We start from the raw sequence: 24335 nt of genomic DNA, 5'->3' as shown, positions 1-24335 counted from the left end.
CGGTAGATGGCCTCGGTTTTGTGACCCACCATCTTCATCGCCGTGGAGCGGGGGACACCAGCCCGTTCGAGGTTCCGTACGGCTGTCCTTCTGAAGTCATGTGGAATACGTCCAGGGACTCCAGCTTTCCGACATGCGGTCTTCCAAGCCCTCCGAAAGCCCCTGATTGGCTCTCCCTCACGATGAAACACCCAAGGGATGATCTGACCCTGCTCTCGTTGCAGGGCTTCGGTATGAGCCTTCTGTTGCTCCAGTGTCGCCCGGAGCATCGGAGTCATGATGAAGGTGCGTCCCTCGCGGTTTTTGGTTGTCCCAGGCTCTAGCCGTACCGTCCCTACCTTGAAATCAATCTGTTTCCATGTGAGGGGCAGGATCTCGCTCTGCCCTCGCCAGCCGGTGATATAGGCGAAGGTGACGACGGGTTGTACGTACTCTGGCAGGTGACGGTGAACAGCTTGGAACTGCTCCCACTCGAAGAACCCCGTCCGCACGTTATCTTCACGGAGACGGGGGATCTTCGGGGTGTGGGAGAGCTTCCCACTTCCCACAGCGAGGGAGTACATCCGCTTGAGCCCCCCTAGCTCCCGGTTGATGGTCCCGTTGGTTGCTTCCCCCTCCTGCCGCATGGCGATGTAGGCGTTCACGTCAGCCGGGGTGACTTGCACGGCCCGACACTCACCGAAGTAGGGCAGCAGGTGCTTGAGGCTGTACTCAAGTCGGTCTAGTGAGGGACGCTGGTTTGCCTTGTACTCGTTTACTAGATCCTCGGCTAGTTTGTGGATTTTCACCTTATCCGCTCGGGGCAGGATGGGACGGCCCTCTGCCGCTGCCCCCATGCGTCTGGCAAGGATCTTCTTTGCTTCGTTCAGCTTGGTCGTGCCAGTGGATTCCCGCACCAGGCGACCGTTGGCGCGGTACTTCATCCAGTAGGTATCGCAGAAGGTGTAACGTAACCCTCCTTTCGAGAGATAGACTCCGTTCTTGTCTCGGTACTTCGGTCGGTATAACGATCCCATTCTATTTCACCCCCCTTCTCTTGTGACGTTGTCCTGTTCAACTAACCTTGCCCTATCATAAATTATACAAGCTCGTGCTTGTATGTCAAGACCTTTTTTGCAAGCTCGGCCATGTATGCTATAATTCAAGTATGGTGACCAAGAAGAAGAATCCCCATGCCGTAGCACTCGCAAAACTGGGCAGCAAGAAGGGTGGCAAGGCCCGGTGGAGGGGTGTGCCAGTTGAGGAGCGTAGCAGGATTCTTCGTAGGGCTGCCCTGGCGCGGTGGAGGAAGAATAAGTAGGGACCCTTCATCCTCCCTACGGTGCGCTCCAGATGACCTTCCCGGCCTTGGTCAGCCTTCAACTGAGGCCTCGAGTGGGGATCATGCCGGTAGCACAGTGGTAGTAGGGTCTATCTTAAAACTCCACACAACAATAAAGAATGAAGCAGGGATATGAACACATACGCCGTTCTTGCATGGCTTGTAGATTTCATTCATCTCCTTCTTATCATTTACTTTGTTGCCGGATTTTTCATATCCATAAACAGACACCGCACCTTTCGGTTGATTCATAGTATTAGCATCTCAGCACTCCTCCCCATCCAGCTTCTCTTTGATTTCAACTGCCCCCTCCTGGTGCTCGACGGTCGCCTCCGAGAATTAGCCTACCCAGGAATCACCGGAGAATGGTATTACAAATCATTCTTTGTTCCGTTGGTCCAGTATCTTTTCGGCATCAATATGCCGGAAATCATCGTAACCGTTGCCACCATACTCGGTTCTATCATAGCAATTATTACGCTCGTGCATATTCTACTCTCCAACAAAGACTTGGCTCGCCAGGTAATATAAACAAAGCCTCCATTGTGGGGGTTATTTTGCTTACATAGGGATACGCTCCTCCTATCCACCCACAAGGCTTGAGAGATGGCTTATTTTGGAAAATTTGTTAAAGTTCCATCCCTTAAATATCTAATTCCCTTTTAGGGTACGTTTTGCCGCGTCCTGGAGGTCAGGTCTCAGACCCTAGGCAGGGGCGAAACTGGTCAGATTGGTAAACTTTAGATCTTCAGGGGATCAGCCGCCGCTAGAATGTCCTGACAATCCCAACATTCCACGTATCCCGACCCTTTACACTCTTGGCATGGTGTTTCTCCACGCCGGCCTGTCGCATCACACGCCTTACAACGAAAATAACCTGGGCATCGACGATGGTACGGAGTTGCTTCGCCTTCAGATTCAAGGCCGAATTTGTGCATCATCTCATACCCCAACGTATACCTCTGGCGGCTTGGGCTCCCGCCTCCTCATACAGCCGGTCGGTCTTGGCCGCCATAATGAAGTCGTTGCGGTGGAGGCCCCGAATCTTCCGAGTCCACCACACCACGGTGCACTTGCCCCATGCGGGGGGCGGTGGGTCGGTTGCACACAACGTATCCACCATCAGTAAGGGATGGTGGCCCTCCGCCTCCGCCACGCCGCCGACTCGGAGGGTGAACTCCAGCGCTGAGGCGAAGTCTTTGAATGGGAACGTTCGTTCTAATTGGGGGATGCCCTCCCGGTCCACCACTTGCCAGTGGGGAAGCTGGGGCAAGAGTTCGGCCATCTCTTCCTCGGTTACCCTGGGCGCGTCCGCCCGACACGCCCCGCAATTCTCCTGGACCAGGCTCACCATCACCTTTCCCTTCCTAGCGTCACTCTCGATGTTAGCACGGGGTGAAAAGCATCGCTTTTTGTGACATTCTATCACACCCCTTTTGTGGCTGGAGCCCTAAGCGTGAAGCGCCCGCACACGCTAGTGCCCTTCTTCCCTTCCATCTCCCGCCTCACCGCCTTGATCTCCTCCAGCACCTCCTCGTTGGTCAGGAGGCCCTTTCGTACGAGACCCAACTAGTAAGCCTCGCGGTGTCTGAGTGCTCGGCAGACCCGGGTGGCGTCCTTGGCATACTTCCTGCGCCAACGCAAGAACAAGATGGACTGGAGGCCCTTGCAGGAGAAGTAAAATGGAAGGGTTATTTAATGTAGTTGCGGTCGTCGTAGTTGTTCCCGCTGGTTACTTCCTGGTAAAAAGAATGGCACAGGACGCGGTCAGCCAATGGGCCCAACGGAATATCTCGCCAGGAGTCGCCCAACAACGGTCCATCGTCTTTCCCCGCATCTGGACGTTCAAATTCCTCCCGACCAAGAAGTTCATCGATGAGTTAAACGCCCCGCCAGAGCATCCCGAGTATGACCCGACCTTACGAGAAACGTTCCTAAAACTAGAAGCCACGTCAGAATTCTTGTACAAACTGGTGATCGAGGAGTACGCGATTCGAATCCGGGTCCATCGGTGGCTGGTCGGTAACTCAGGCTCCGTATCAGACCTCCCGCCCGAAGATGCTGCCGGTGCCTTTGAGTGGCATCCGGCCCATTCTCGTTACGAGTGGTTTGACGGTGCTCATTACCCCCATTGGGCATCCAAAAAGGGGTCAGGTCTCCGTGATGCTGTGGATGTGTGGGACTACTCGACGGAGCAGATGCACCCTGCCTTGAAGCTCTCGGGTGCCTGGCGCAAAGATGCTTCCGGGGACCGAATCTTCTTCCAACTCACTATGTGGATCGAACGTATCGAGGACGTGGACGAGGAAATCCCCCCCAGCGACGTGCTTTTCGAGGTCCCGCTAGACCCTGGCATTTTGGACGATCAACGGGACCAACCCGTATACGTCAAGGGAGAGGAACGCAAAGCAAGCAAGGTCCTACCTTACCCACTGGACGAAGGGGACTGGGAGGCCAAATCTGGCGAAGGCAATGATTGGCGATGGTCCTGGCACCTACGGATGCAGACCTTCGACAAGGGGTCAATGTTCTGAACCCGCCTTCTTCCAAGGTGTAGCTACAGACGTAGCTGGCCCAGCGTGAAGTCCATGTTGTCAGGGAGGTCAAGGATGACCAAAGAGGAGTTCATCCAAACGTTGTCAGAAAGGAACTGGGTCGAATTCGGCAAGGGCAGAATATCATCCCCCGACTCCGTCATCTCTGAAGCAATCGCGAAAGACCTTTCGAAGATTCTCCCGGCGAGCGCGGAGATTTACTATGCTATCGAATTATCGCACCTTGCAGAGAGCTTGACAGGTAATCTCGTATGGCTCCTTTTGCTTCGAAATCAACTTCTCCACATAACCGCCACTATGGTTAAAGCAGGACCAAAAAAAGATGAACTACTTCAGATAACCCATCGTTTCTACCCAGTGGGACGGCTTGACCGAGCAGAGATTCAAGTACAGCACACAGAGGGGTCCGGGGAGAGGGGGCGAATAGAGCTTCCGTACAGTGCAAGCGCAGTATTAGTTTTTGTGGGTGGGGAACGTATTGAAATTCCCCGCCGGGTAGGGCCAAGCGGGGGTGAGGCATTGCGTGAGTTTATGGGCTCCCTGTCGCCGCAGTCTCCAACGATTTAGCCGGCATCCGTCAGGTCCCCCTACGGTGCGCTCGAGATGACCTTCTTCGGCAGACCGGCCTTAGTATTCCTCCTGACAGACCCGAAATCTTTGCATGACCATGTAAGCCTTGCATGAGGATCAGGACCGCTCCGCGACCGCAATGCGGTTGGCCAAATTCGTTGCAATCGATTGCAAACAAAGGACTCGTACGATCGAAGCAGGCGCTGCAGTTTGTATTGGCATGAGGAGTGCACAAGCGTCCTTCTCGAACAATGAAACCACAGAAACCCTTGGCGGATGAGGGCGATGCGATGAATGACCTGGCCGGTGAGAGACGGTCGCCCCGTATTCCTTGTGACCTTCCGTTGGAGTATGAAATCAAGGGTCTTGGCCTTCGGGACGGGCGGATCACCAATCTCGGGACCACGGGGGCGCTGCTCACCACGGAGGATCCGGTCCCGCTCGGGACCGAGATGGTTCTGAACTTCCGCCTCCCCCTCACCGACCGGCCCCTCCGGACGGCCTGCAAAGTGAAGTGGGTGGGTGTACGCTCGGTGGGTGTGGTGTTCGCCCACCTCAACTTTCAGGAAAAAGACGAAATCTGGAGGTTCTACGCGAGGGATTCGTCCAAAAAACGGCAAGCCCGTTCGTAGACTTCACCCCCCTCCAGTCCAACTCTTCCGTTTCCCTTCCATCTCCCGCCCCCTCCTTCCCTTTAAGGTGTGCTCCAGAGACGTTTCGGTCGACACGACTTCAGTGAGATTACCTTACCGGGGCGGAGTAAACGCTAGGCTCGTTAGGAACGGTTCGAGCTCCGCTTCTATAGGAAAGGGTTTCTGTCCTCGTGGAAATCTCTGGCTGTATTCGAACCAAATGTAAGATGTTGGAGAATGCGGGAGAGGAACGATAAACCCTTCTCTGATCATTATCAAAACAGAGCCTGAAAAGTCACGCGGACTGTGTACCTCGACCACTTGTTTATACCTTACGCAATCATATCCCAGACACTCGTCCAAGGACGTCTTGACGTCTATAGGCTTAAATCGTGGATTCTCGTACTCCAAGCCAGCAGACGCAAGATCCTGTAGAAGCTCGGTTCGGCTCTTCGAGGTTACATCTGCCACATACCTGAGGTCTGTAGTCATAACCCATGCATGAATCGAGTGGATCTTCGCGACCACTTTAAAGAAAACCACCGCCCACTTCCAAGGTGGTACGGGGGCGGCCTGAGGCTCAATGATGAACCACCTTTCTCCCCTCGGAGGTAAGATGGAGAAACCTTGAAACTCGAGGCGTTCTGTCGGATGAGTAATGGGAGTTGCCCTCGGACGCCGCGCCTGCCCTATTAACACCGTGGCGACGAGCACGGCGAGCACTGCCATTCCCGCCCTCTTCAAGTACCGGTTCTCCCGCTCCTGTCGTTCTAGCCGGTGTGTTGGTGTCATCGCCGCTGTCTCCTTTCTCATTTCTCCTCTACTACGGACGCTGAGACACACCGAGCAGTGACGAATTTAGCGAGGAGGGCATGTACTCTGCGGTCTTGCATTTTCTTCGCTACCGCTTCAAACTCGTCCGTCATCTTATCCTTATGGGCTTCACACGCCGATGACGTTTCGAAGGTTTCATTCGGGTACCACTCGGACAAGGGGGCATCCGTCGCTGCTTGAGGTTTCTCACCCTCGAAGACAACCGGGGGCAACATGAGAATCCAGCCTTCCTCTTGGGCAACTGCCGGGACTATCATTCCCACCACAAGCATCCCCGCTACGGCCCACTTGAGGATACGATTCTCCCGTCCCACCCTGTCATCCGTCCTGCCAGGGTTTCAAGCTTTGGCTCATTCATCACCTTCTCCTTACCTTTGGTCAGTTCCACCTTCATCACCAGACGGCGGCGGCTTGTCCATCACGGTTAAATGGTCCCTTGAGCGCCGCAGACTGCTACGCGTCGGCTTGGACGAATGGTTGGGATGCGCACTGGAAAGGGGGCGTCCCACAGCGTGTTGGATAGAGGATGGCCTTCAGTAATAAGGGCCGGGAGCCTTGCCTTCTGCGTAGTCCTTGAGGCGGTACATTAGCATCCCCCAAGTCGAGTTGCAGTATGCAAAATAGCCGCTGGTCGAGCGCCAGTCGCCGTGGACAAAGCGGAGGACGGTCGTACCCTCCTTTTGGGAAATCTGCCAGATAAGCCGGGTACCTTTCCACTCGTCATTCTCTCCAAGACACGTCCAGACCACTTTTTTTCCGGGCGTGAGCTTTTCAATGCGCATGCGGAATAACAACCGGCGATTGTAGAAGCCGAACACTGCAACGCTTCCGACACGGGGTTCAGCCATGCTATCAGCTGTCCACCAGCCGCGAAGCCCGGTCTGCGTCGTTATGGCCTCGAAAACCTTCTCAGGTGGGGCGTCGATTTCGACCTCATGATGCATATTGGCCATTTGCCCTCCTCTTTATATTTAAAATGACTTCTTCCCTCGGCCTAATACTTCAAATCCTCCACCTGCCTCGGATGATCTATGAACCGGTTGCGAGTGCCCTGGAGTTCTTCGATTACGTTGTTCCGCCGCATCTCATTGTAGTTTGGGGGATCATCGCGGTTCCACTGCTTCAGCAGGTCCACATCGCGAGAATCAATCGGGAGACCATACTCTTTATGCATGTAGAAGATGGCCCTAGCGATATTACCACGGGTGACCGGACGCGGCTCGACAACGTGGCTGTCCATGTCGCGCTCGAAATTACACTCCCCAAACTCGCGTAACTCATCCTTGATCATCGCAAACCGGAAATTGGACCTGGCCTGTTTGATGTCGGCTCGGACGGGGAAGAGGTTGTGCAGGTCTGCCTCCATGCGGTTAAACCGTTCACTGGTCTTGCGGCATTCCTTCCCGCTCCCACAACCTAGAAATGCTACCATCCAGGAGGCAGGATAGGCGTGCTCCACGGTCAGCCCCGTCTTATCCTCGAACGGCTCACCACAATAGAAACTAAATCCGCCGTCTGCGTAGAGTCGCCCCCAAACGAGCTGTCGGGCCGTGTTGTAATTGCGGATCTTGTTTTGATCGGCAAGGGCGGGGGAGGTGAGGAGGATGGTCAGCAATAATCCAAACCACCACCACCGGAAATTCATGGTCTGTCTCATAAGTCAGTACCTCCTAGGGTGCCGTTACTCTCTCCAGGGGTCCGACGTCATGTAAAATCTTCCACCCGTTGACTTATTATCCTAACATGATCGTGCAAAGCTTGCACTGTCAGCGCTACTCCCAGTTAGATCGAACCACAACAACTCCTTGCAAAAAAAGACTTGATCGATTGAAGCTGGGGTTTCAATTTTATACTGGCATGTAGTGTGCATTATATAGTTGGTGAGTACTTAATGCCTGGTGTCCTTCCTGCCCTTCCTGATAACTGCTTTTGTAGTCCATTGAGATGTGGTCCACAATGACGGCCGCGGAGTTGACATTAGTTTCGGTGATAATCATCATCGTCGGGTTCTTCCTTGGCCTGATCATCGAAACCTTGCCACCGCGGTAGAGACAACACTTCCGGAGGTAGGCACCATGTGGTACAGGATCGAAGGCAACGCCGAACCGTGCTCGTGCGGTGACGTGGCTGAAAAGTGGATTCTGCTTGCTGGAGCCAAGCCCCTCATCCGGGCCTCTGTTTGCCGCAAGTGCAATCCCCTACTGGCAGACATGGTGACCCCTTCCCCATCCTTGGTCCCTCAACGGGAACACGTCGAAGATACTGATGATGAGATGGTCAGTTAAGAGTGCATGTGTCTCGCCTACTTCTAGCCGACAAACACCACAGAGCATCACCATGGGCGTCGAGGGCAACCTCGGTGCTCGTAATGTTTTTGAGGACTGGTTACCTCGAACCGCTTTTTCCTAGAAAACCGCGGAAGTGCTTTACCAGTTATGAAATAAAACACTGGCCCAAGGAGTTGACAAAGGGGGAGGAATGCGGAACACTAGATGTGAAAAGGGAAGAACCGTTGGGAAGAGCGGAACGGTAACACCGCGTAGGTTTTGGGACTATGGACCGCACAGAAAGGCTGCTTCTCGTTGTTATCACGATACTGCACGTGCTCGCGCAGGTCTATCTTTATTTTAGTGCTCCGGCATATCTCAACCCGTCACCACATGAGATCAGCCGGATAGCCGATTCACTCGGCGTTGATCCCGTCGCCTATCGAGAGAGTTTCAAATACACCACTAAACTATACCCGTTCCTCCCCCCCGACACCGACTGGCTCAGGAAATCACACTAAAGCTTTCCCTGCTGCCTTCACGCGCTACGGTCCCCTTCGACGCCTGGTAGACCCAGCCAAAACCAAGATACTTTTTGTCCCGTGGGCAAAAAGAAAACCGCCGGAACTTCTTGAATTCACAGAGATTCTCGTTGGCAGGGGTGCGAGAGATGGTTTCAGTGGGCCCAGGGGGTGTACTTGGCCGAACGCTCGAAAGGTACGCTCCCTACGGCAGCGTTGCCGAGGTGAAACCGTCCCCTGAACTCATAAAACATCTCCTGCTGCTGGCTGAGATTTTCGATTTGACGAACAATGTCGAGAACCGTCGTGCTTATCATAACAGACACGATAGATTCCCCGAGGCGTGGAACTGTAATCTCTTCGTTGCTAAGCCCGCGCGCCAACTGGATCCCATTTACGTCTAGTTGAAAATCGAGCCCAGTGACTTCAAGGGCGAAATCGTTCGGGTTTAATATTCGCAGCTCATACACGCAATCGCTGCTCGAAGAGGCCGATCTCCACCGGAGCAATGTCAGACAGGTATACTTCGGGTGGCTCCACTTCACTATGGAGGGTCCCCGCACATCCCAATACGCTGACAAGCCCAAAAAATACTACCGCGAATCGTAACCGGCTCATTATCCTACGATTATAGTCACTGTGCTGGTGTTAGGATACCCAGTAGACTCTAACGCAACATTCAAAATAGGAGAAAGGGGTGACCGGCTGACTCCCCGAGGTAGTCCTCAGATGAAACGGGGGTGAGTAGAGCCCCCCTGTTCCAACTCCGGCACAACCATTGCAGTGCCTTCTCGGGCGGAGCACAGCCCGGGAGACAGCAACGGGAAGGCAACCCCTGCGAGCCCATCAAGGGAAAATGTAAGGTGTCTTCCTGTTCCTGTCGACTAGATTGGTGGTGCTAAGTCACCATGCGAGCCAGTAGTGGCAAGTGCTTAGACGGGAGAAACTGAGATGCCCAAGGTACAGGACGTAGCCAGTATGCGTGTTGCGGATTGGATGACACCATCACCCCTGACCCTGCCTCCCGAGACATCCTTACTCGAGGCAGCGGATTTTCTCCGGACGCATTCCATTCGCCACCTCCCCCTGGTCAGCGGAGGAAGGCTATGCGGGATCGTGAGCGACCGCGACATCAAGTTAGCCACACCCTCACCCCTGGACCCCGACCCGGCATACGACCGCCCTGTCTCAACGATCATGAACGCGGACGTCATCACCATCGGCCCTGACGACCCCCTCGTGGATGCCGTCAGGCTGATGCGCCATCGCAAGATCAGATGTCTGCCGGTCACGTCTGCAAACCGCCTTGTCGGAATCATCACCGACACAGACGTACTGGATGCCTTTTTTTCCGCAAGTGGGGGAGGGAAGAAGACAGGCTAGCGTTCCTCTTCCTCAACAGTCCAGGGCACTCTCGGTCCGCCAAACGTACACTCCAGCGACCCGTCACATGTATCATGCTCATAGTAGAATAGGTCGCCCGCCTGGACCGGACGCTTTCGGACGTCCATGAACACAGGACGGACCTCAGAATCAGCCAGCTGATAAGATTCGCTACACTTCTGACAGGTATACGCCCGACGGATCACCCCATCGTCTGGCGGCGTTGCCTTTCCCTCATTGATCATGGCCTGGAGATAATCGTTGATCACCTGCTGCGTCTCCTCTGAGGGGTTGTGAAATTCTAGCCCCGTGTGGTAGACCATGATTCCCTCTCCATCCATGTTCATCTCTTGCCTGGCGACCACCGACCAGACCACGCGGGACCACAGTCTTATCCTCGTCCCATGAAACTCGAGGTCCAATGGCGAAATAGTCCCTGGTCGGGAGAACTGGGTATGCTCAATCTTGACGCCCCCAAGACTGATGTCAATCAGAACCACCTCATCGACGCCGGTGATCCGTCCCTCCGTCCTTGTCCTCACGACATATCGGGGGTACTTCCGCCTCACCGCCCATTTCTTTTCCACCGGAACCTCTCGGCTGGTACTACAGACCAGGGTTTCGGGGCAAGCCCCATCCACCGACCACAACACCTCCCAAAGAAGGCCCTTATTGGCAATATCTGTGCCAATTCAAGAAGTTAGGTTCCGAATTTAGGCAGCAGGGGACTGATCGCTTCGGCCAAATGACAGAGGGTCAAGCGTGGCGAACCATCTGGAGGGAGGGTGAGGAGCACTCGACCTTTGCCGTCCTCGTCCATGAGGTTCACCCCCTCCTCGGGCTACCTTCCCATGAGCACCGGCTTCGCGACCAGCTATGCCAAGATGGCTTTCTTCCGGAGTCGAGACGTCAATAAGCAGCCACATCTCCTGCCGGAAAGCGGTCAACAAGGAATCCAGGAAGTCCATAACTCTTTGAAATTAAGCCTGTGTTTATGTGGCACGCCCTTTGCTGCTCCTGTGAAGGACGTGTGGGACCCTCCATAGTGGCCGAGGAGTCGCAGTGGGAAAAAAACAGCGAGAGAGGCGGCATTTTCCACGAGTTATCGTGGGATGCAAAACCCAGGGGCGGGTTACCGCTATATATGATGCCTCTCTGGTCGACATCAGTCACGGAGGGGTGCTGATCGAACATGTCCAGGTCGTCCGACCTGGCACCACTTCCTCACTGGACCTCGACTTGCGTGGAAAGAGACTGAGCCTGAGGTGTCGCGTGGCCCGCTCGGTAGTCCACCGAACAGAGGTACAGCCGGATGGAGAGCAGACCCTGATCTACCATACGGGGATGGAATTTGTCGACCTCCCAGAGGAGACGCGGCAGGTGATCTGTCATTACATCCGGTCGATTATCGAGGATGGGAACGGAGCCGGCGATGAACTGGGTGAGCCCACCGCTATCAGGGCACCTCGAGGGTAAGCCGTGAAAAAGAGACTCGGCCAGGTGAGCCGGACTAAGCTTGAGGATATTTGTGTGTCCATCCGGGAGATCAAAGGGACGCCACATGTGGATCTCCGGATCTACCGTCGCTCCGCGCGCCTTGGTGGGGATGGCGTGGGAGGAATGGAAGGGATCGCCGTGCCGCTTAACTTGCTCCCGGACCTGCTCCGCGTGCTGGATGAGTCCCAGGAGAGACTCGCCCAGGAGATGCTGAGACGTCCGCGGTCACATGCCAAGGTGACGAAAATCGAGGCGGATGAGCCGGAATACGACAGTAATGGAAATAATAATGTAGCACCACCACGCCGCCTCCTTGGTGACCGGCGAGGGCGCCGCGTCCCACTCAGAGTGCCTATCGAATGTCGCCACTGGCCAGCCGTGGACTACTATACGGTGACCGGCGAGACCGAAGATGTGAGTGTTGGTGGCGCGCAGATCTGGCTCCCCGAACGCTTTCCCCTCCTTAGTCCGGTCGCGGTCTCCATGAATATCGCGGGGCGGCTATTTCAACTCTTGGCAGAAATCGTGGGGGTCGGAGTGCGTCAGCGGCACGGAAGATACCGACATAGCCTCCGCTGGCTAGGCCTGAACGCACAGGCAAAGGCTGCTCTGTCACAGGTGATTCCCGGCATTTGAGGCGTATCCCCCCGGGCAATTCTCCGCCCTACCTCCGGACCAGCCACCGGTTCTTCACGCTCCCCCCTTTATCTCATTCACCTCGTCCAAGGACCAAATCAGCGCCTCAGCGCTGGCCCTGATCCGTCTCATCAATGAATAAAATAATGGAATGTCCAGTGCTTGACACCCCCAAGGCAGTGCGCGATACTTAGGACCCCAGCTCTTGTTTATTTCGAACTTATCGGCCCGGTCACCGTGAGCACCCTTGGTATCATCGGGGCCGTCATGCCCCAGCCGGATGGAGGGAACGATGATAGTCCAAGATCATATGACCACGAAGCTCATTACCGTCAAATCAAACACAAGTCTGTGGAAGGCTTGGGAGATGATGCAGACTCATCGGATCCGGCACCTTCCAGTGATCGAAGGCAAACGGTTGATTGGGATGATCACCGATCGGGATCTCCGGCAGCTGATGCCCTCGTCCCTCTCCCCGCCCGAAGAGCTAGAGCGATTTCAGGCCTGGGGCACCCAGGTAAAGATTGCTGATGTCATGTCCCGAAAGCTCTTCCTCGTAACTCCGCAGACCCCTACCCACGAGGCGCTACGCATCATATTGGAACGCCGCGTCGGCTGTACCCCGGTCATCCGCGGTTCAACCCTGGTGGGGATCCTGACGACCCGCGATCTGCTCTGGGCCATGGCGGGTCAGCTCGCGCCGAAGGCTATCACCCCGAGAAAACAGCAGGCTCGGCGACGTGCGTCTGTGCGGCCCCGTGGGACACCCCCAGCTAAGGAAAAAAGTCGACGCCGCTGAAGAGGGTGCGACGCTTGAAAGCCTTGACCCAGGCCGCAATACTTAATGAAGGAGATAGCAGAGATGGAACCGGGGTAGGGACAGTGTCTAGCCCACCTCCGGCAACAATTGACGGCGCACTGCAAGTCCAGACGCCCTCTTTGGCAGATCAGTGCCCACGAGGGCGTTTTGCTTTTTAGGTTGATGCGGGTATGGGCGATTTCTCTTGAAGAGGAGGGACCACGGAACGAAATTTAAGGTAGAAGATGGTATTGGGCCGCAGTTAGAATAGGGCGGCGGGATGATGGAACTACCACAAAATAAAGGCTTTGCTGAGAGAGAATTAACAAAGGTCCTTCGGTAGGATTTACGCCCGAAGGGCCTTCGTGTTTTGGGACCGACCACCGAAGGAAATGGAGACCTTGCCATGAAGAGACCCTCATACGGCAGAAAGGACAGACTGATCAAAGAGAAACGTCATGACGTTTACCGAGCACGCAGAAAATGGCCAGAACCCACTGTGTGCACTGAATGTGGTGCCGTGTTCGTGGGTGGTCGCTGGGTATGGGGGAAAGCACCAAAAGAAGCAAATCTAGCCGTGTGTCCGGCATGTCGGCGTATCGCTGACAACTACCCAGCAGGCTACATACAAATCCGGGGTGCTTTCTTCAAGGAACATCGCGAAGAGATCCTCGGTCTTATCCGTAACGTAGAAACGTTGGAAAAGGCCGAACATCCTTTAGAGAGGAGCGTGTCCATGACTGATGGAGAAGCAGGTACCTCGGTGACAACCACAGGAATCCATGTCGCCCGCCGAATTGGCGAAGCGCTGGCACGATCCTACAAAGGTGAGTTTTCTTTCCAATATGGCGAGAGTCAAATGAGTATTACAGTCCATTGGACGCGGTAAACATTCTCGTTCCTCATCGGTTCGCCATCATGCAGGTGACCTCACGTCTAACCTGGCGCACTATTGTTCGCACGTCACGAAATCCAGTGCGACGTAGCAGATCCTGAACCGCCTCGATTTCGCTCTCCGTGTAGCCCGGTGCCACCATGAATCTTCGTGATGGGTGCTTCATGCGTAGGCACACGAGCAGAAGACCCCGGTCACCCGAGAGTCTGTATCGACGACGCATCAGTCATAGATGCATGATCGCGGCCGCAGGAGAAGGGACTGGAGGTCTGGTCTTGCAATCATACAAGTCCTCTGATAGCGTTCTTTTCGCGGGATAGTGTATCGCGATGCCGTCGGTCGCCACCTTTATAAGGGGTGAAAAGATCTTCTGGTGCGACCTGGACCGAGCGGGCTTTCGATCCCGCCAACTCGTCCTCCGGATCACAAAAGCCAGGGCGACAGCCTGACAAGCTGGCTCGCCGCATTCACGGAGCGCCAGCCATGATCCTGCCGTTAGGCGATGCACCGAATCCGCGTGGTACGCCGTATCTCACGTATGCGCTCATCCTGGTCAACTGTGCCGTGTTCCTGCTGATCACCCTGCCGCTCAGTGCGAGAGCACCGGATCTGAACGACCCACTGCTCCTGGAGTACGTCCGCGTCGTGGCGCCGAGCCTGCCAAGCCAGGTCCCATTGGAGGGGTTCCTGCGTCAAATTTCCTCGTACGATCTCTTTGTCTTTCATTACGGCTTCCGGCCGGCAGCCCCGCACCTGGTCACCCTCTTCACGACGATGTTTCTGCATGCCGGCTTCCTCCATCTGTTCGGCAACATGCTCTTTCTATGGATCTACGGGGATAATGTGGAACACCGGCTGGGCCGCGTGCCCTTTCTGTTTTGGTATCTGGCGACCGGGGTGGCGGCCACGTTGTTCCACACGCTCTTTGCTGCCGGTTCACCGCTGCCGCTGATCGGGGCATCGGGGGCCATTTCAGGCGTGCTGGGATTCTATTTCATCTGGTTTCCGCGCAACACGGTCCGGTTGCTATTCGTCTTCTTCCCCTTCTTCATGAACGTGATTACTGTCCCAGCTCGCTTCGTGCTGGGATTCTACTTGCTGGTGGACAACCTGTTGCCCTTTCTCATCACACGCGGTATGGAAGGGGGCGGGGTGGCGCATGGCGCCCACATCGGGGGCTTTCTGGGTGGACTGGCCATCGCATGGTATATGGATCGGCGCGAAGTCGTCGGGCGCCCGGAAGAGTACCGAAAGGTGCGCGCCGCCTCACAGGCTGGGGAGACACCCCCGCACCCCATTGCACAAGCGCTCGCCAGTGGCGACTACGCAGATGCGGCAGAGACGTATTTCGCGCTTGATCCAGACAAAACGCGACGTGCGCTGACGCCAGAAGATTCGCTTGCGCTGGCCGACTGGCTCCAACGCAACGGACGCCATCGTGCCGCGCTCACTGTATATCGACGCCACTTGCGCGACTACCCGCACGGTCCTGGTGCCGCAGAAGCGCACGTGGGAGCAGGGTTAGTACAGTTGACGTTCCTCGATCAGCCGACGCCGGCGTACCAGCACTTCCTCGACGCACTCGACCTCGACCCCTCGCCCGAAACCGCAGCCCGCGCGCGTGCTGCACTTGAGACCATCGCCGCCCGCCAAAAGTTTCAGGTCAGGCGCCCGCGGAATTGATCGGTATAGCCAGGACTGGCTACGTCCGGAATTAAGAAGAGTGAAGTAAAGCGAGGCGATTAGAGCACACTCGTAGATCTAGCGAAGATATTAGAAACAGGAGGGATCCCGTACCAAACACTATCGGCTTGTATATCGGGATTTTCTGCCGCGCTGGCCGTTTCGGCCATCTTTTTGACACCATCGCCGCCTTCTTGCCAAATCCAAGATCCGATCCTGATTGACATTGGCAAGGCGGCACCAATGCCGCAACAGTGGGTTGTTCCTGGAAAGAAACCCCCGCGCATCGAGCGTGTGAGGGGACGCTGGCGTGCCATTCGCGTCACTGAGGGCCACTTGTAGCACCGCCGCAGCCAGGCGCTTGTACGGCCTCATGTCTGTCCCGTCCGGCAGCACGTCAGGTACATGCGCTTGTTCCTTCACCAAGATTCTCATTGATCTCGGCCCTCCGAAGTCCAAGATTCGCTAAGTTCTCCAGATAGTAAGAGAGCAAACCGTGTACCAGGAATTAAAGGCTTCATTTTCAAATAGTTGCGGAGGTTGCTTCCTGGTTTCCAGTGACCGATTCTCGGCATGAGGGTAATCTGTCCTCAGCTCTCCCTTTTCTGACCCCCCCCATACTCCCCCTAAACGGCCGCTAATCCGCCCAACACGCGCTTGCTGAATGGCCTCTGTGGCCAAGCGCGTTGGCGGCCCCCTTGGCACTAATTTTGCTCGAATTTCTACTAATACAATCGGTGCGACCCTGCATCTTTTGATTTGCCACTTTAGCCGGAGATGCTATTGCATGGCGGGTACGGATAAGAACCTCCCTAAGGGCGAGGAGATTAGAGAGCAAATCGCCCAGGCTGTCCTGGAGCTCGAGAGGAAAAACCGAGAGGTCGCCGAAGCGCGCGATCAGGCGTTGAAGACCGCCCGGAAGAAATCCGAAATCCTGGCCATGATGAGCCACGAGATCCGCACGCCCATATTCGGCATCAATGGGATGACAAGGCTGCTGCTCAACACCGATCTGAGCGCAGAACAACAGGACATTGTGGAGACGATTAACAGCAGCGGGGAAGCCCTGTTAAAGACCATCACTGATGTCCTGGATTTCTCCAAGATCGAGGCGGGCAAGCTCGAGATCGAGATCATCGAATTCGATCTTCGGACGGCGGTCGAGCAAGTGGTTTCGTTGCTTGCGGCGCGGGCCCAGGCCAAGGCGTTAGAGCTGGCCTGCCTCGTCCATCATGACGTCCCCACCTCCCTCCGCGGCGACCCTGGACGCCTCCGCCAAGTCCTCACGAACCTCTTAGGCAATGCGGTCAAGTTTACAGAAAAGGGAGAAGTTATCTTGCGCGCCAAGCTCGCCGATGAGACAGACAACACGGTGCTGGTTCGGTTCGAAATCACCGACACCGGTATCGGTGTTTCTCCCGAGGTGATGGAGTGCGTGTTCCAACCTTTCACCCAGGCCGACAGTTCCACCACCCGAAAGCACGGAGGGACCGGACTCGGGCTCGCCATCTCGAGGGATATAGTCGAACTGGTGGGGGGAGAGATCGGCGTCGAGAGTGAGCTTGGGAAGGGAAGCACCTTTTGGTTTACCGTGCGACTGGAGAAGCAACTAGAAGGTGCTCCCACATTGCCTCTTCCACTGGGTGATCTCCACGGTCTACGTCTCCTCATCGTCGACGACAATGCCCCCAACCGCACGATCCTTCGTTCCCAGATCATTTCTGGAGGAATGGCGAGCGATGTTGCCGAGAGCGGCCCGGTCGCACTGGACATAATGCGAGCAGCCACCAACCGGGCCGAGCCTTACCATTTGGCGATTCTCGACATGCAAATGCCCGACATGGATGGAATCCAGTTGGCCCGCGCCATCAAAGCCGATCCCACCCTTGCGACAGTCCGACTGATCCTGCTCACCTCCTTTGGCCAGCCCGGAGATGCCAAAGCCGCGCATCAGGCAGGTGCCGCCGCGTACCTGATGAAGCCCGTGCGTCAATCCCAGTTGTTTGAGTGCATCGCTCGGGTGATGGGTGCGCCGACCGAACGAGCCGCCGCGCCCCTCATCACCCGCCATAACCTCCAAGAGGAAAAAGTCCGCGCCCTGCCGCGCGTCCTGATCGCCGAAGACAACGCACTAAACCAGAAGGTCGCGGTGGGGATGTTAGAAGAGTTAGGCTACAAAGCTGATGTCGCCTCCAATGGGCGCGAGGCCGTCGATGCCGTCTCTCGTATCCGGTACGACCTGGTCTTGATGGACTGCGAGATGCCCGAGATGGACGGCTACGAGGCAACGGCCAAGATCCGCCAGCGTGAGGAGGAAACGGCGCGGCATACGCCCGTCATCGCCATCACGGCCCACGCCACGGACGATCACCGCGAGAAGTGCCTGGCTGCAGGGATGGATGACTGCATCTCCAAAGGGGTAAAGATCGGGGAGCTCGAAGCGTTGCTGCAGCGCTGGATTGTGCGTCGAGGGCAGGAGCCGAAGGGCACTAAAGCAGAATAGTGGGGCATGAGAGCGATCATCAGGGTTTCGTCATCGGAACCAGGCTTTGGCATTGATATTACTGAATATTTGTACCGCCGACGCCAATTGGAGAGGAGATGTAAGCAACTCGTGTCCCAGCGGAAAGCATAATCCGTAGGATGAGGAGCCTATGCTTAAGTTTTACATCACCTTTGATGATAAAAACCAAGCTCAAAAGCAGGCCGGGCAACTGGATGTGAGCCACTCGAAACCACCGGACAAGCACCCCCCCCCATCTGGGAGAACGGAATGGGGTGTGTCAACCTGGTGTACGACTGCAATTCGGCTGACGCCAAGGCCGGCACGATCTTTTTCAACCCGATTTTCGAACACGATGGTCGTTTGTCCCGGATGTGGGAGTGCACCACCGAGATCACCCACCGTCCCCAGATGCCGGACGGGCAGGCGCGCCGTGTGAAAATCACCGATCTCGAGGAGCATCAGAACCTGGTGGAGTGCTTTTTTCGAGAGCTACTCGGGAGGACGCTGAAAGGCCAGGAGGTCGCCATCATCCAGGACATCGCGACGCTCCTGCGGCGGATTGAGGAACTCGAGGCCTTGAACCGGGTCGCCACCATCCTTAACGCTGCCCATGATCTCCAAATGGTCCTGGAGCTGGCCATCGAACGAATTGGCGCCGCCCTCCGCGCAAAGGCCGGCTCCCTTCTGCTGCGGGACGAGGATACTGGGGAATTAGTTTTCGCGGTCGCCCTGGGGCCCGTCGCTGACCGGATCCTGGGGCGACGGCTGTCGCCCGGCCAGGGAATCGCCGGGTGGGTCGCCCAAACCGGGGAAGCCCTTCTCATCCCCGACACCAGCGCCGACCCGCGCTTCTCCGGCTCGATAGACGAAGAAAGCGGCTTCGTGACTCGCTCCATGTTATGCGCCCCCTTGAAGACCAGCCGGGGGATCATCGGTGTCGTCCAGCTTCTCAACCACGTAACTGGCCGCCGGTTTAGCGAAGAGGATCTTCATCTGCTTGAAGTTATCACCCTACACGCTGCTGCCGTGATCGAGAAGGCTACCTTACTGGAACGAGAAGGGAAACCCCCTGCTGAGTCTGCCCTGGCCAACCTTGCCGAGGAATTCAGGCGCCCCCTCGAATTGCTAGAGTCCCACCTGGGTGAACTCTTCAATGCTGCCACCCACCAAAATCCCGATATGGTGCGCACCATCGAAAAGGCCATGGAAGGTGCCGAGAACTTGCGAAAGCTATCTAGACACCTCTCCCGGGCGTATTAGAGCATCCCCGCAAGAAAACCTGCTCGCCCCCCCTCAAGCTGCTAGTGCCGTTCCACCTTGATAAGTGGTTCGACAGGCTCACCACCCCGAGGAAGATCGAGGGGCCGATTTGAGCAGCCTGTCTTGTTGCAAGGGTCGTGATCGAGTGCAGCGAGAAAGTTGGGACAACTAGTTGGAACGGCACTAGCGATCCGGCGATACAAAAGCCTCTAAGGCAAAACCGATAGCGAATCCTCTCTCTAATGGTGCCGATTTTTTGGCGGGTGCAGGGGGTGCGGGAGGACGGGTAGGAGGACCTCCTGCCCACAGGCGCGGGGGTGGGGGTGGCTGTCACAACTCTTGCACTGTTTTAGGCTGTTTCTGGTCGTCGAGCGAGGAACGAGTTACCGTCCCCATGGCTTTTCACCCCATCTGGGTCATGCCCGGCAAGCTTAGTACGGATCTTGCAATAAGGGAAAGCGATCCGGCGGAGGGTCGACGGACCTTCGGGCCCATGCCCACGCTTCCCAACACCTAACACTCGTTCGAGAGGGCTTCAGGACAAGCTATTGGCCTTCAGGCGTCAAGCATGTGAAGGCTATATAGAAAGCACTGGAGAGACGAGTTATGTCCAAGAACCTTCATATTCGTAAGCCTCCCCGTTTCCGTATCTCCGGGGTCACGGCGGCCGTTACCACCCTCCAAGAGGCTGACGTGCTTGATCTAAGCCTCGAGGGAGCACTCGTGGAACATCAGGACATGCTCCCCCTAGGGAGTCCCTGTTTCCTCCAACTTGGGATCGCGGGGGAGACGTTGACGATCCGGTGTCACGTCGTGCACAGCCGGGTCAGCCGGAGAGAACTAGGAGGGGCGCTATATTATCAGACCGGGCTGGAATTCCTCGACCTTCCCCCCGAGTCAGAGCAATCCCTCGGTGCCCTCATCCGCTCGTACGGGGTCCGCGTAGATGATGGAAGTCGGAGCCCCGATAATGATTGAAAAGTTGTGGTGTAAAGAATACAGCCTACCAGGCAGTAAGAGGCCTGGCTGTCATGGGAGAGGAAGACAACGTGCGGGTATCGGGCGAGCATGACGCGTCTCTCCCCAGGCGGGGACATGCGGCGGAAAAAGAAAAGTCCAACCGGCGTCAACACGCCCGGTTCGTCGTGCGCGGGAATGCCAAGGGACGGGTAACTACCGTCTACGACGCGCATATCCTCAACATCAGCCTTGGGGGGGCCTTGATTGAGCATGCCCACGTGGTCCGCCCGGGCTCCACTTCCTCTTTGGACCTCGACCTCCAGGGAAAGAGACTGAGCATGAGGTGCCGCGTGGCCCGCTCGGTGGTCCACCGGATGGAACTGCAGCCGGATGGGGAGCAGGCCTTAATCTACCACACCGGATTGGAATTTATCGATGCCCCAAAGGAAACGCGGTTGATGATTAGCAATTACATCCAGTCGGTCATCGACGATGGGAAGAGTGCGCTGGCCGACGAGGACCTGGACGGGAGGTCGTACACCTGCGAGAAGTGTGGCCATGCTTTCCATCTCGCCGATTCAGAGGTGCGTCCTGCGTTCATAGAGTCTCGACAGCGTCCGATCCAAGCGGGCGACATCTTTCACTACGACCACGGGATGTGTCAGGGGACCCTGATGTACACCTTTGGAGGACCAAACGCCCCCTGGAGTGCTGACTAGCCGGCCAACCACGGTAGGGCCGACGTGGCGAAACTCAACACCAGGAAAAATCCACACATGTCGGTCACGGTGGTCAGAATAGGTCCCGAAGCCAGCGCTGGATCGATCCTCATTCGCCTGAGGAGGAGAGGAATAGTCCCACCGAGCCCCACCGCCACCAGGGTGTTGAGCGCCAATGCCCCGCCCACGACCAGACCCAGATACGGATTCCCCCACCAGGCCCAGGCCACACTCCCAAGCAGGACCCCGAGGAGCAGGCCGTTGACGATTCCTACCCCAGCCTCTTTGAGAAGCACCCGCAAGACTTCATAGGGTCTCACCAGTCCCAGTGTGAGTTCGAGCAAGCTCACCCCCCGCAATCGGTCTAGAGAGGCGGTCCGGCAGGGGCATCTCTGCGGAATAGCCGCACTGCGGCAGTCTCAAGGGACCCGCAATCAAGGAGAGACATTAACTGTCTGGGCGGGTGCGCCTAACCGGGCCCATGGCTGCTTTCGTGGAGCCGGCTCAGCGCGGCCAGCTCGCTCAGTGGCGACTCTCCTTAGGGGCGATTGCGAGGATATAGCTGCACGCGCGGCAGAAAGAAAAGGATGGCAAAGCGGAACTCCGACCTCGGCTGGCGTCCATGATAGCCCCGTTCGCGTGCTGGGGGAACCCGTTAGGGAGTCTCACCTTCCCTTGACACCGTCTCTATCGGGTGGGACCTTCATTACGTTCGCCTTCGCATCTCGGCCGAGGGTAGAGTTCGTGAAGATCATTGTCAAAACAATTGACAGTGGGCGGGGGCTCCGAGTTAGAATACCCAACGGCTATGGGAACTCGCATCGGTTGAGGTCTACAACACCGATCCGAGAGGGGGTGAATATGGTGAAACGGTATTGGGTACTCTTACCGGTCGCTCTCTTGTTAGCAGCGGGCTGCGCTTCCAGCTATCGCCCTCCCGTTGATCCTACCTTTACCACGGACAGCGCGAGGTATCAAAAGGACCTCTACGAATGCAAGCAGATCGCCGAATCGTACTCTGACGATGTGGGTGAAGAGACGGGAAAGGGGGCACTCATCGGTGGTGTCGTCGGAGCAGCCGGTGGAGCCGCCATCGGAGCCGCGGTGGGTTCCCCGGGAGCCGGAGCAGCCATCGGCGCCGTGGCGGGCACCGCCACTGGAGCCGCCATCGGGGGTACATCTGCCAAGAAGAAATACGAGAAAACCTACGACGCCTGCATGCGGAATCGTGGGTACAAGCTCTTGAAGTAACCATTCTGAAGGGAAAGCTTATCCAGTCGCTCGTGGACCCCTCTTCCCTTCCACGGGAGGAGGGGTTTCGTCTTTGCTGGGGGGCACATCCAGGAGGATGAGCTGGTGCGCGTGCGATCCCTCAGAAGGCGATAATCAAAGCATCGAGGAGGGTAAAGGTGAAAAGGGTGATGCTGATGAGCCCATTTACATTAAAGAAAGCCATCTCGAGCCGCTGCAGGCCGTGACGGCGCATGGTCGCGTGCTCGTACCCGAGAAGCATGACAACGAACAGGATACCCAGGTAGTACAGGGGTCCTAAGCGGAGCAACTGCCCCACGACCCCGAGCAGGACGGGAACCGCGATATGGAGGCCGAGGCTCACCTGCATCCCCGCTTCAGCCCCGAGTCTCGCTGGGATCGAATACAGCCCGTGGGTGCGATCAGACTCGATATCGGCCAAGGCATAAAGGATGTCAAAGCCGGCCACCCAGAACAGGACGGCCAATCCGAGGACCAGAGGGGCTACGTCCACTCGCCCCCGAACGGCGATCCAAGCCCCGATCGGGGCGCAGGCGAGGCTGAGCCCCAGGACCAGGTGCGAGAGAGTGGTGAACCGCTTGGTGTAAGCGTAGAAAACAGTCAGAGCAATGGCAACGGGGGAGAGGAGCAGACAGAGGCGATTCAATTGGGCCGCGGCAAAAACCAGCAGGGCAAAAGAACAGACGGCGATGGTCAAGACGGTGACAGGGCGAATGAGGCCCCGCGGAAGGGCACGCTGGGCGGTCCGGGGGTTCAAGGCATCCAGATCCATGTCGACGAGCCGGTTCACCGCCATAGCTCCGGTCCTGGCCCCCACCATGGCTACGAGGATCCAAAAGGCCTTCTCCCATTTCGGGATCCCCTGGGCGGCCAGGATCGCCCCTGTAAAGGCAAAAGGGAGCGCGAAGACGGTATGGGGGAACTTGATCAGGTTCAGAAAGACGACGAGCTGATGGAAAAGACCAACAGGTTCCTGTTCTTCACCCACGGTGCTCGGCCTTTCTTCCGTAGTGGATCGTCGCGATTCCGAAGGTGAGGGGTAAATACGAAACCTCAAAGAATCCCACCTCCTCCATCAGGGCCCGCAGCTCCGCAGGCGACGGGAAGCCATCCACCGAGGTCGGAAGATATTCGTAGGCTGCCCGGTTACCCGACAGCAGACCACCGATCCAAGGCATAATCCGATGGGAGTAAAAGTGGTACAGGGATCGGAAGAGGGGTGACGCGGGAGCCGAGAATTCCAAGATGACCACCCGTCCATCCCGCCTCAAGACCCTCGCCATCTCCGCAAGTCCACGCCGCCGATCGGCAACGTTGCGAATCCCAAAAGCCACAAACGCCCCGTCGAATGATTCGTCGGGAAAGGGGAGCAGCTCGGCCGGCGCGGCCACAAAGCGGACATGATCTGCCACTCCTGCTCTCCGGGCTTTCAGCATGCCACGGATCAGCATTGGCTCACAGTTATCCACGGCGATCACGTGAGCACCCGGAACCTGCCGAATGATCTCTAGCGCCACATCGGCGGTCCCGGCACACAGATCCAGCGTTCGCCCTCCTGGGGGAATCTGGCCCTGGGCGACTGCGACTCGGCGCCAGTAGACGTCGCGACGGAGGCTCAAGAGGCGGTTGATCAGATCGTACCGGTGGACGATGGAAGCGAACATCCGCCGGATCTCTTCGCGCTTGACCCCGGCGAGATCAGATCCCATAGCGGCAATCTCTCATCATGTCTGAAACCGTTCGATCCTTCCCTCACCGATCCTCACATATTGGGGCAAGGGGTGGCAGGGCTGCCGCGGGGTGATCCTGAGGGAGAGATGGCATCGCGTGACGGTCTTTCGAACAGTGGCAGCATCACCAGTGCAATGGTGTGCCCTGCTGTGATACAGCAACTCCGGCGGGTTGCGTCCGGGCTCCTTTGCCCTCAGCGGGACCCATCACCGGCCGAACGGCTGAGAGCAGCCTCCACCCGCTCCAGGACGACGTCGCAGAGCTTGAAATGAATCCCCAAGGGTTCGGTGATGG

At 56.8% G+C, this 24335-nt stretch carries 28 protein-coding genes and 1 pseudogene; 17 read left to right on the top strand and 12 right to left on the bottom strand.

All coding sequences use genetic code 11. The annotated features are described in order from the left end of the window. Window positions 1-1016, bottom strand: a 1016-nt coding sequence (locus tag O6929_14210; protein MCZ6481534.1) for a site-specific integrase, incomplete at its 3' end; no start/stop codon positions are given. Window positions 1017-1453: 437 nt separating this feature from the next. Here O6929_14210 and O6929_14205 point away from each other — a divergent pair. Continuing rightward, a complete protein-coding gene (locus O6929_14205; protein ID MCZ6481533.1) occupies window positions 1454-1852 on the top strand; it encodes a DUF2784 family protein in 399 nt (132 codons plus the stop codon). Between the two features lie 406 nt (window positions 1853-2258). Here O6929_14205 and O6929_14200 read toward each other — a convergent pair whose 3' ends face one another. Together O6929_14200 and O6929_14195 are read right to left on the bottom strand one after the other, a co-directional pair. Then, on the bottom strand, window positions 2259-2675 hold the full coding sequence (locus O6929_14200; GenBank protein MCZ6481532.1) for a 4a-hydroxytetrahydrobiopterin dehydratase: 417 nt from the start codon (window positions 2673-2675) through the stop codon (window positions 2259-2261). Window positions 2676-2746: 71 nt separating this feature from the next. Beyond that, entirely contained in the window at window positions 2747-2890 is a 144-nt protein-coding gene (locus O6929_14195; protein ID MCZ6481531.1) for a hypothetical protein, read from the bottom strand. Window positions 2891-3003: 113 nt separating this feature from the next. On the opposite strand from O6929_14195, the gene O6929_14190 reads away from it, so the two are divergent. From O6929_14190 to O6929_14180, 3 genes are all read left to right on the top strand, one after another. Further along, window positions 3004-3855: a hypothetical protein gene (locus O6929_14190; protein ID MCZ6481530.1), complete on the top strand. Its 852-nt coding sequence runs from the start codon at window positions 3004-3006 to the stop codon at window positions 3853-3855. A 75-nt stretch (window positions 3856-3930) separates the two neighbouring features. Continuing rightward, window positions 3931-4443, top strand: coding sequence for a hypothetical protein (locus tag O6929_14185; GenBank protein MCZ6481529.1), 513 nt, complete (start codon window positions 3931-3933; stop codon window positions 4441-4443). 254 nt (window positions 4444-4697) lie between these two features. Further along, on the top strand, window positions 4698-5078 hold the full coding sequence (locus O6929_14180; GenBank protein ID MCZ6481528.1) for a PilZ domain-containing protein: 381 nt from the start codon (window positions 4698-4700) through the stop codon (window positions 5076-5078). Between the two features lie 114 nt (window positions 5079-5192). Here the strand turns inward: O6929_14180 and O6929_14175 are convergent, their stop codons facing one another. The 4 genes from O6929_14175 to O6929_14160 all read right to left on the bottom strand — a co-directional run bounded on the left by O6929_14175 (window position 5193) and on the right by O6929_14160 (window position 7569). Beyond that, window positions 5193-5891 carry a hypothetical protein gene (locus O6929_14175; GenBank protein MCZ6481527.1) on the bottom strand — a complete coding sequence of 233 codons (699 nt, stop codon included), beginning with the start codon at window positions 5889-5891 and terminating at the stop codon, window positions 5193-5195. Next, window positions 5888-6226, bottom strand: coding sequence for a hypothetical protein (locus tag O6929_14170; GenBank protein ID MCZ6481526.1), 339 nt, complete (start codon window positions 6224-6226; stop codon window positions 5888-5890). Before O6929_14170 ends, O6929_14175 begins: the two co-directional genes overlap by 4 nt. 219 nt (window positions 6227-6445) lie before the next feature. Next, window positions 6446-6865: an SRPBCC domain-containing protein gene (locus tag O6929_14165; GenBank protein ID MCZ6481525.1), complete on the bottom strand. Its 420-nt coding sequence runs from the start codon at window positions 6863-6865 to the stop codon at window positions 6446-6448. A gap of 41 nt (window positions 6866-6906) precedes the next feature. Then, window positions 6907-7569: an endonuclease gene (locus tag O6929_14160; GenBank protein ID MCZ6481524.1), complete on the bottom strand. Its 663-nt coding sequence runs from the start codon at window positions 7567-7569 to the stop codon at window positions 6907-6909. Between the two features lie 418 nt (window positions 7570-7987). Between O6929_14160 and O6929_14155 the strand changes: the two genes are divergently transcribed. Together O6929_14155 and O6929_14150 are read left to right on the top strand one after the other, a co-directional pair. After that, the gene (locus O6929_14155) at window positions 7988-8197 is read left to right on the top strand and encodes a hypothetical protein (GenBank protein ID MCZ6481523.1); all 210 of its coding nucleotides are present in this window, start codon (window positions 7988-7990) and stop codon (window positions 8195-8197) included. Window positions 8198-8466: 269 nt separating this feature from the next. After that, window positions 8467-8700 (top strand): hypothetical protein, encoded by a 234-nt coding sequence (locus tag O6929_14150; protein ID MCZ6481522.1) that lies wholly within the window; start codon window positions 8467-8469, stop codon window positions 8698-8700. 155 nt (window positions 8701-8855) lie between these two features. Here O6929_14150 and O6929_14145 read toward each other — a convergent pair whose 3' ends face one another. After that, window positions 8856-9170, bottom strand: a complete 315-nt coding sequence (locus tag O6929_14145) for an LEA type 2 family protein (GenBank protein ID MCZ6481521.1) — start codon at window positions 9168-9170, stop codon at window positions 8856-8858. A 481-nt stretch (window positions 9171-9651) separates the two neighbouring features. On the opposite strand from O6929_14145, the gene O6929_14140 reads away from it, so the two are divergent. Next, entirely contained in the window at window positions 9652-10083 is a 432-nt protein-coding gene (locus tag O6929_14140) for a CBS domain-containing protein (GenBank protein MCZ6481520.1), read from the top strand. Here the strand turns inward: O6929_14140 and O6929_14135 are convergent. Next, window positions 10080-10652 carry a PilZ domain-containing protein gene (locus O6929_14135; protein MCZ6481519.1) on the bottom strand — a complete coding sequence of 191 codons (573 nt, stop codon included), beginning with the start codon at window positions 10650-10652 and terminating at the stop codon, window positions 10080-10082. The two genes, O6929_14140 and O6929_14135, sit on opposite strands and share 4 nt — an antisense overlap. A gap of 493 nt (window positions 10653-11145) precedes the next feature. Here O6929_14135 and O6929_14130 point away from each other — a divergent pair, with 493 nt between their 5' ends. From O6929_14130 to O6929_14090, 9 genes are all read left to right on the top strand, one after another. Then, window positions 11146-11559 carry a PilZ domain-containing protein gene (locus O6929_14130; GenBank protein ID MCZ6481518.1) on the top strand — a complete coding sequence of 138 codons (414 nt, stop codon included), beginning with the start codon at window positions 11146-11148 and terminating at the stop codon, window positions 11557-11559. A gap of 3 nt (window positions 11560-11562) precedes the next feature. Further along, the gene (locus O6929_14125; GenBank protein ID MCZ6481517.1) at window positions 11563-12216 is read left to right on the top strand and encodes a PilZ domain-containing protein; all 654 of its coding nucleotides are present in this window, start codon (window positions 11563-11565) and stop codon (window positions 12214-12216) included. Between the two features lie 292 nt (window positions 12217-12508). After that, entirely contained in the window at window positions 12509-13015 is a 507-nt protein-coding gene (locus O6929_14120; GenBank protein ID MCZ6481516.1) for a CBS domain-containing protein, read from the top strand. A 406-nt stretch (window positions 13016-13421) separates the two neighbouring features. Then, entirely contained in the window at window positions 13422-13904 is a 483-nt protein-coding gene (locus O6929_14115) for a BCAM0308 family protein (protein MCZ6481515.1), read from the top strand. A 363-nt stretch (window positions 13905-14267) separates the two neighbouring features. Beyond that, window positions 14268-15593: a rhomboid family intramembrane serine protease gene (locus O6929_14110; protein ID MCZ6481514.1), complete on the top strand. Its 1326-nt coding sequence runs from the start codon at window positions 14268-14270 to the stop codon at window positions 15591-15593. 787 nt (window positions 15594-16380) lie between these two features. After that, a complete protein-coding gene (locus O6929_14105) occupies window positions 16381-18096 on the top strand; it encodes a response regulator (protein ID MCZ6481513.1) in 1716 nt (571 codons plus the stop codon). 270 nt (window positions 18097-18366) lie between these two features. Continuing rightward, on the top strand, window positions 18367-19359 hold the full coding sequence (locus O6929_14100; protein MCZ6481512.1) for a GAF domain-containing protein: 993 nt from the start codon (window positions 18367-18369) through the stop codon (window positions 19357-19359). Between the two features lie 606 nt (window positions 19360-19965). Next, complete coding sequence (locus tag O6929_14095) at window positions 19966-20337, top strand: PilZ domain-containing protein (protein MCZ6481511.1); 372 nt, start codon at window positions 19966-19968, stop codon at window positions 20335-20337. 53 nt (window positions 20338-20390) lie between these two features. Further along, on the top strand, window positions 20391-21038 hold the full coding sequence (locus O6929_14090; GenBank protein MCZ6481510.1) for a PilZ domain-containing protein: 648 nt from the start codon (window positions 20391-20393) through the stop codon (window positions 21036-21038). Here O6929_14090 and O6929_14085 read toward each other — a convergent pair. Then, a pseudogene (locus tag O6929_14085) lies at window positions 21035-21388 on the bottom strand (magnesium transporter). The gene O6929_14090 and the pseudogene O6929_14085 overlap by 4 nt on opposite strands. Window positions 21389-21899: 511 nt before the next feature. Here O6929_14085 and O6929_14080 point away from each other — a divergent pair. Next, a complete protein-coding gene (locus tag O6929_14080; protein ID MCZ6481509.1) occupies window positions 21900-22289 on the top strand; it encodes a hypothetical protein in 390 nt (129 codons plus the stop codon). Between the two features lie 121 nt (window positions 22290-22410). Here O6929_14080 and ubiA read toward each other — a convergent pair whose 3' ends face one another. Further along, the gene (ubiA, locus tag O6929_14075; GenBank protein MCZ6481508.1) at window positions 22411-23298 is read right to left on the bottom strand and encodes a putative 4-hydroxybenzoate polyprenyltransferase; all 888 of its coding nucleotides are present in this window, start codon (window positions 23296-23298) and stop codon (window positions 22411-22413) included. Next, the gene (gene ubiE, locus O6929_14070; GenBank protein MCZ6481507.1) at window positions 23291-24019 is read right to left on the bottom strand and encodes a bifunctional demethylmenaquinone methyltransferase/2-methoxy-6-polyprenyl-1,4-benzoquinol methylase UbiE; all 729 of its coding nucleotides are present in this window, start codon (window positions 24017-24019) and stop codon (window positions 23291-23293) included. Before ubiE ends, ubiA begins: the two co-directional genes overlap by 8 nt. Window positions 24020-24335 lie beyond the last annotated feature (316 nt).

It is taken from the genome of Candidatus Methylomirabilota bacterium, assembly GCA_027293415.1.
Lineage (GTDB): Bacteria > Methylomirabilota > Methylomirabilia > Methylomirabilales > CSP1-5 > CSP1-5.
Note: the sequence above shows the minus strand (reverse complement) of the source record. Positions and strands in the feature narration are given on the sequence as shown.

What these genes read in the sequence shown, in the direction of transcription:
- O6929_14205 (MCZ6481533.1), top strand. Translation starts at nt 1,454, where the DNA reads ATGAACACATACGCCGTTCTTGCATGGCTTGTAGATTTCATTCATCTC.
- O6929_14200 (MCZ6481532.1), bottom strand. Translation starts at nt 2,675, where the DNA reads ATGGTGAGCCTGGTCCAGGAGAATTGCGGGGCGTGTCGGGCGGACGCG.
- O6929_14190 (MCZ6481530.1), top strand. Translation starts at nt 3,004, where the DNA reads ATGGAAGGGTTATTTAATGTAGTTGCGGTCGTCGTAGTTGTTCCCGCT.
- O6929_14185 (MCZ6481529.1), top strand. Translation starts at nt 3,931, where the DNA reads ATGACCAAAGAGGAGTTCATCCAAACGTTGTCAGAAAGGAACTGGGTC.
- O6929_14180 (MCZ6481528.1), top strand. Translation starts at nt 4,698, where the DNA reads ATGAAACCACAGAAACCCTTGGCGGATGAGGGCGATGCGATGAATGAC.
- O6929_14175 (MCZ6481527.1), bottom strand. Translation starts at nt 5,891, where the DNA reads ATGAGAAAGGAGACAGCGGCGATGACACCAACACACCGGCTAGAACGA.
- O6929_14165 (MCZ6481525.1), bottom strand. Translation starts at nt 6,865, where the DNA reads ATGGCCAATATGCATCATGAGGTCGAAATCGACGCCCCACCTGAGAAG.
- O6929_14160 (MCZ6481524.1), bottom strand. Translation starts at nt 7,569, where the DNA reads ATGAGACAGACCATGAATTTCCGGTGGTGGTGGTTTGGATTATTGCTG.
- O6929_14155 (MCZ6481523.1), top strand. Translation starts at nt 7,988, where the DNA reads ATGTGGTACAGGATCGAAGGCAACGCCGAACCGTGCTCGTGCGGTGAC.
- O6929_14150 (MCZ6481522.1), top strand. Translation starts at nt 8,467, where the DNA reads ATGGACCGCACAGAAAGGCTGCTTCTCGTTGTTATCACGATACTGCAC.
- O6929_14140 (MCZ6481520.1), top strand. Translation starts at nt 9,652, where the DNA reads ATGCCCAAGGTACAGGACGTAGCCAGTATGCGTGTTGCGGATTGGATG.
- O6929_14120 (MCZ6481516.1), top strand. Translation starts at nt 12,509, where the DNA reads ATGATAGTCCAAGATCATATGACCACGAAGCTCATTACCGTCAAATCA.
- O6929_14115 (MCZ6481515.1), top strand. Translation starts at nt 13,422, where the DNA reads ATGAAGAGACCCTCATACGGCAGAAAGGACAGACTGATCAAAGAGAAA.
- O6929_14105 (MCZ6481513.1), top strand. Translation starts at nt 16,381, where the DNA reads ATGGCGGGTACGGATAAGAACCTCCCTAAGGGCGAGGAGATTAGAGAG.
- O6929_14100 (MCZ6481512.1), top strand. Translation starts at nt 18,367, where the DNA reads ATGGGGTGTGTCAACCTGGTGTACGACTGCAATTCGGCTGACGCCAAG.
- O6929_14095 (MCZ6481511.1), top strand. Translation starts at nt 19,966, where the DNA reads ATGTCCAAGAACCTTCATATTCGTAAGCCTCCCCGTTTCCGTATCTCC.
- O6929_14090 (MCZ6481510.1), top strand. Translation starts at nt 20,391, where the DNA reads ATGGGAGAGGAAGACAACGTGCGGGTATCGGGCGAGCATGACGCGTCT.
- O6929_14080 (MCZ6481509.1), top strand. Translation starts at nt 21,900, where the DNA reads ATGGTGAAACGGTATTGGGTACTCTTACCGGTCGCTCTCTTGTTAGCA.
- ubiE (MCZ6481507.1), bottom strand. Translation starts at nt 24,019, where the DNA reads ATGGGATCTGATCTCGCCGGGGTCAAGCGCGAAGAGATCCGGCGGATG.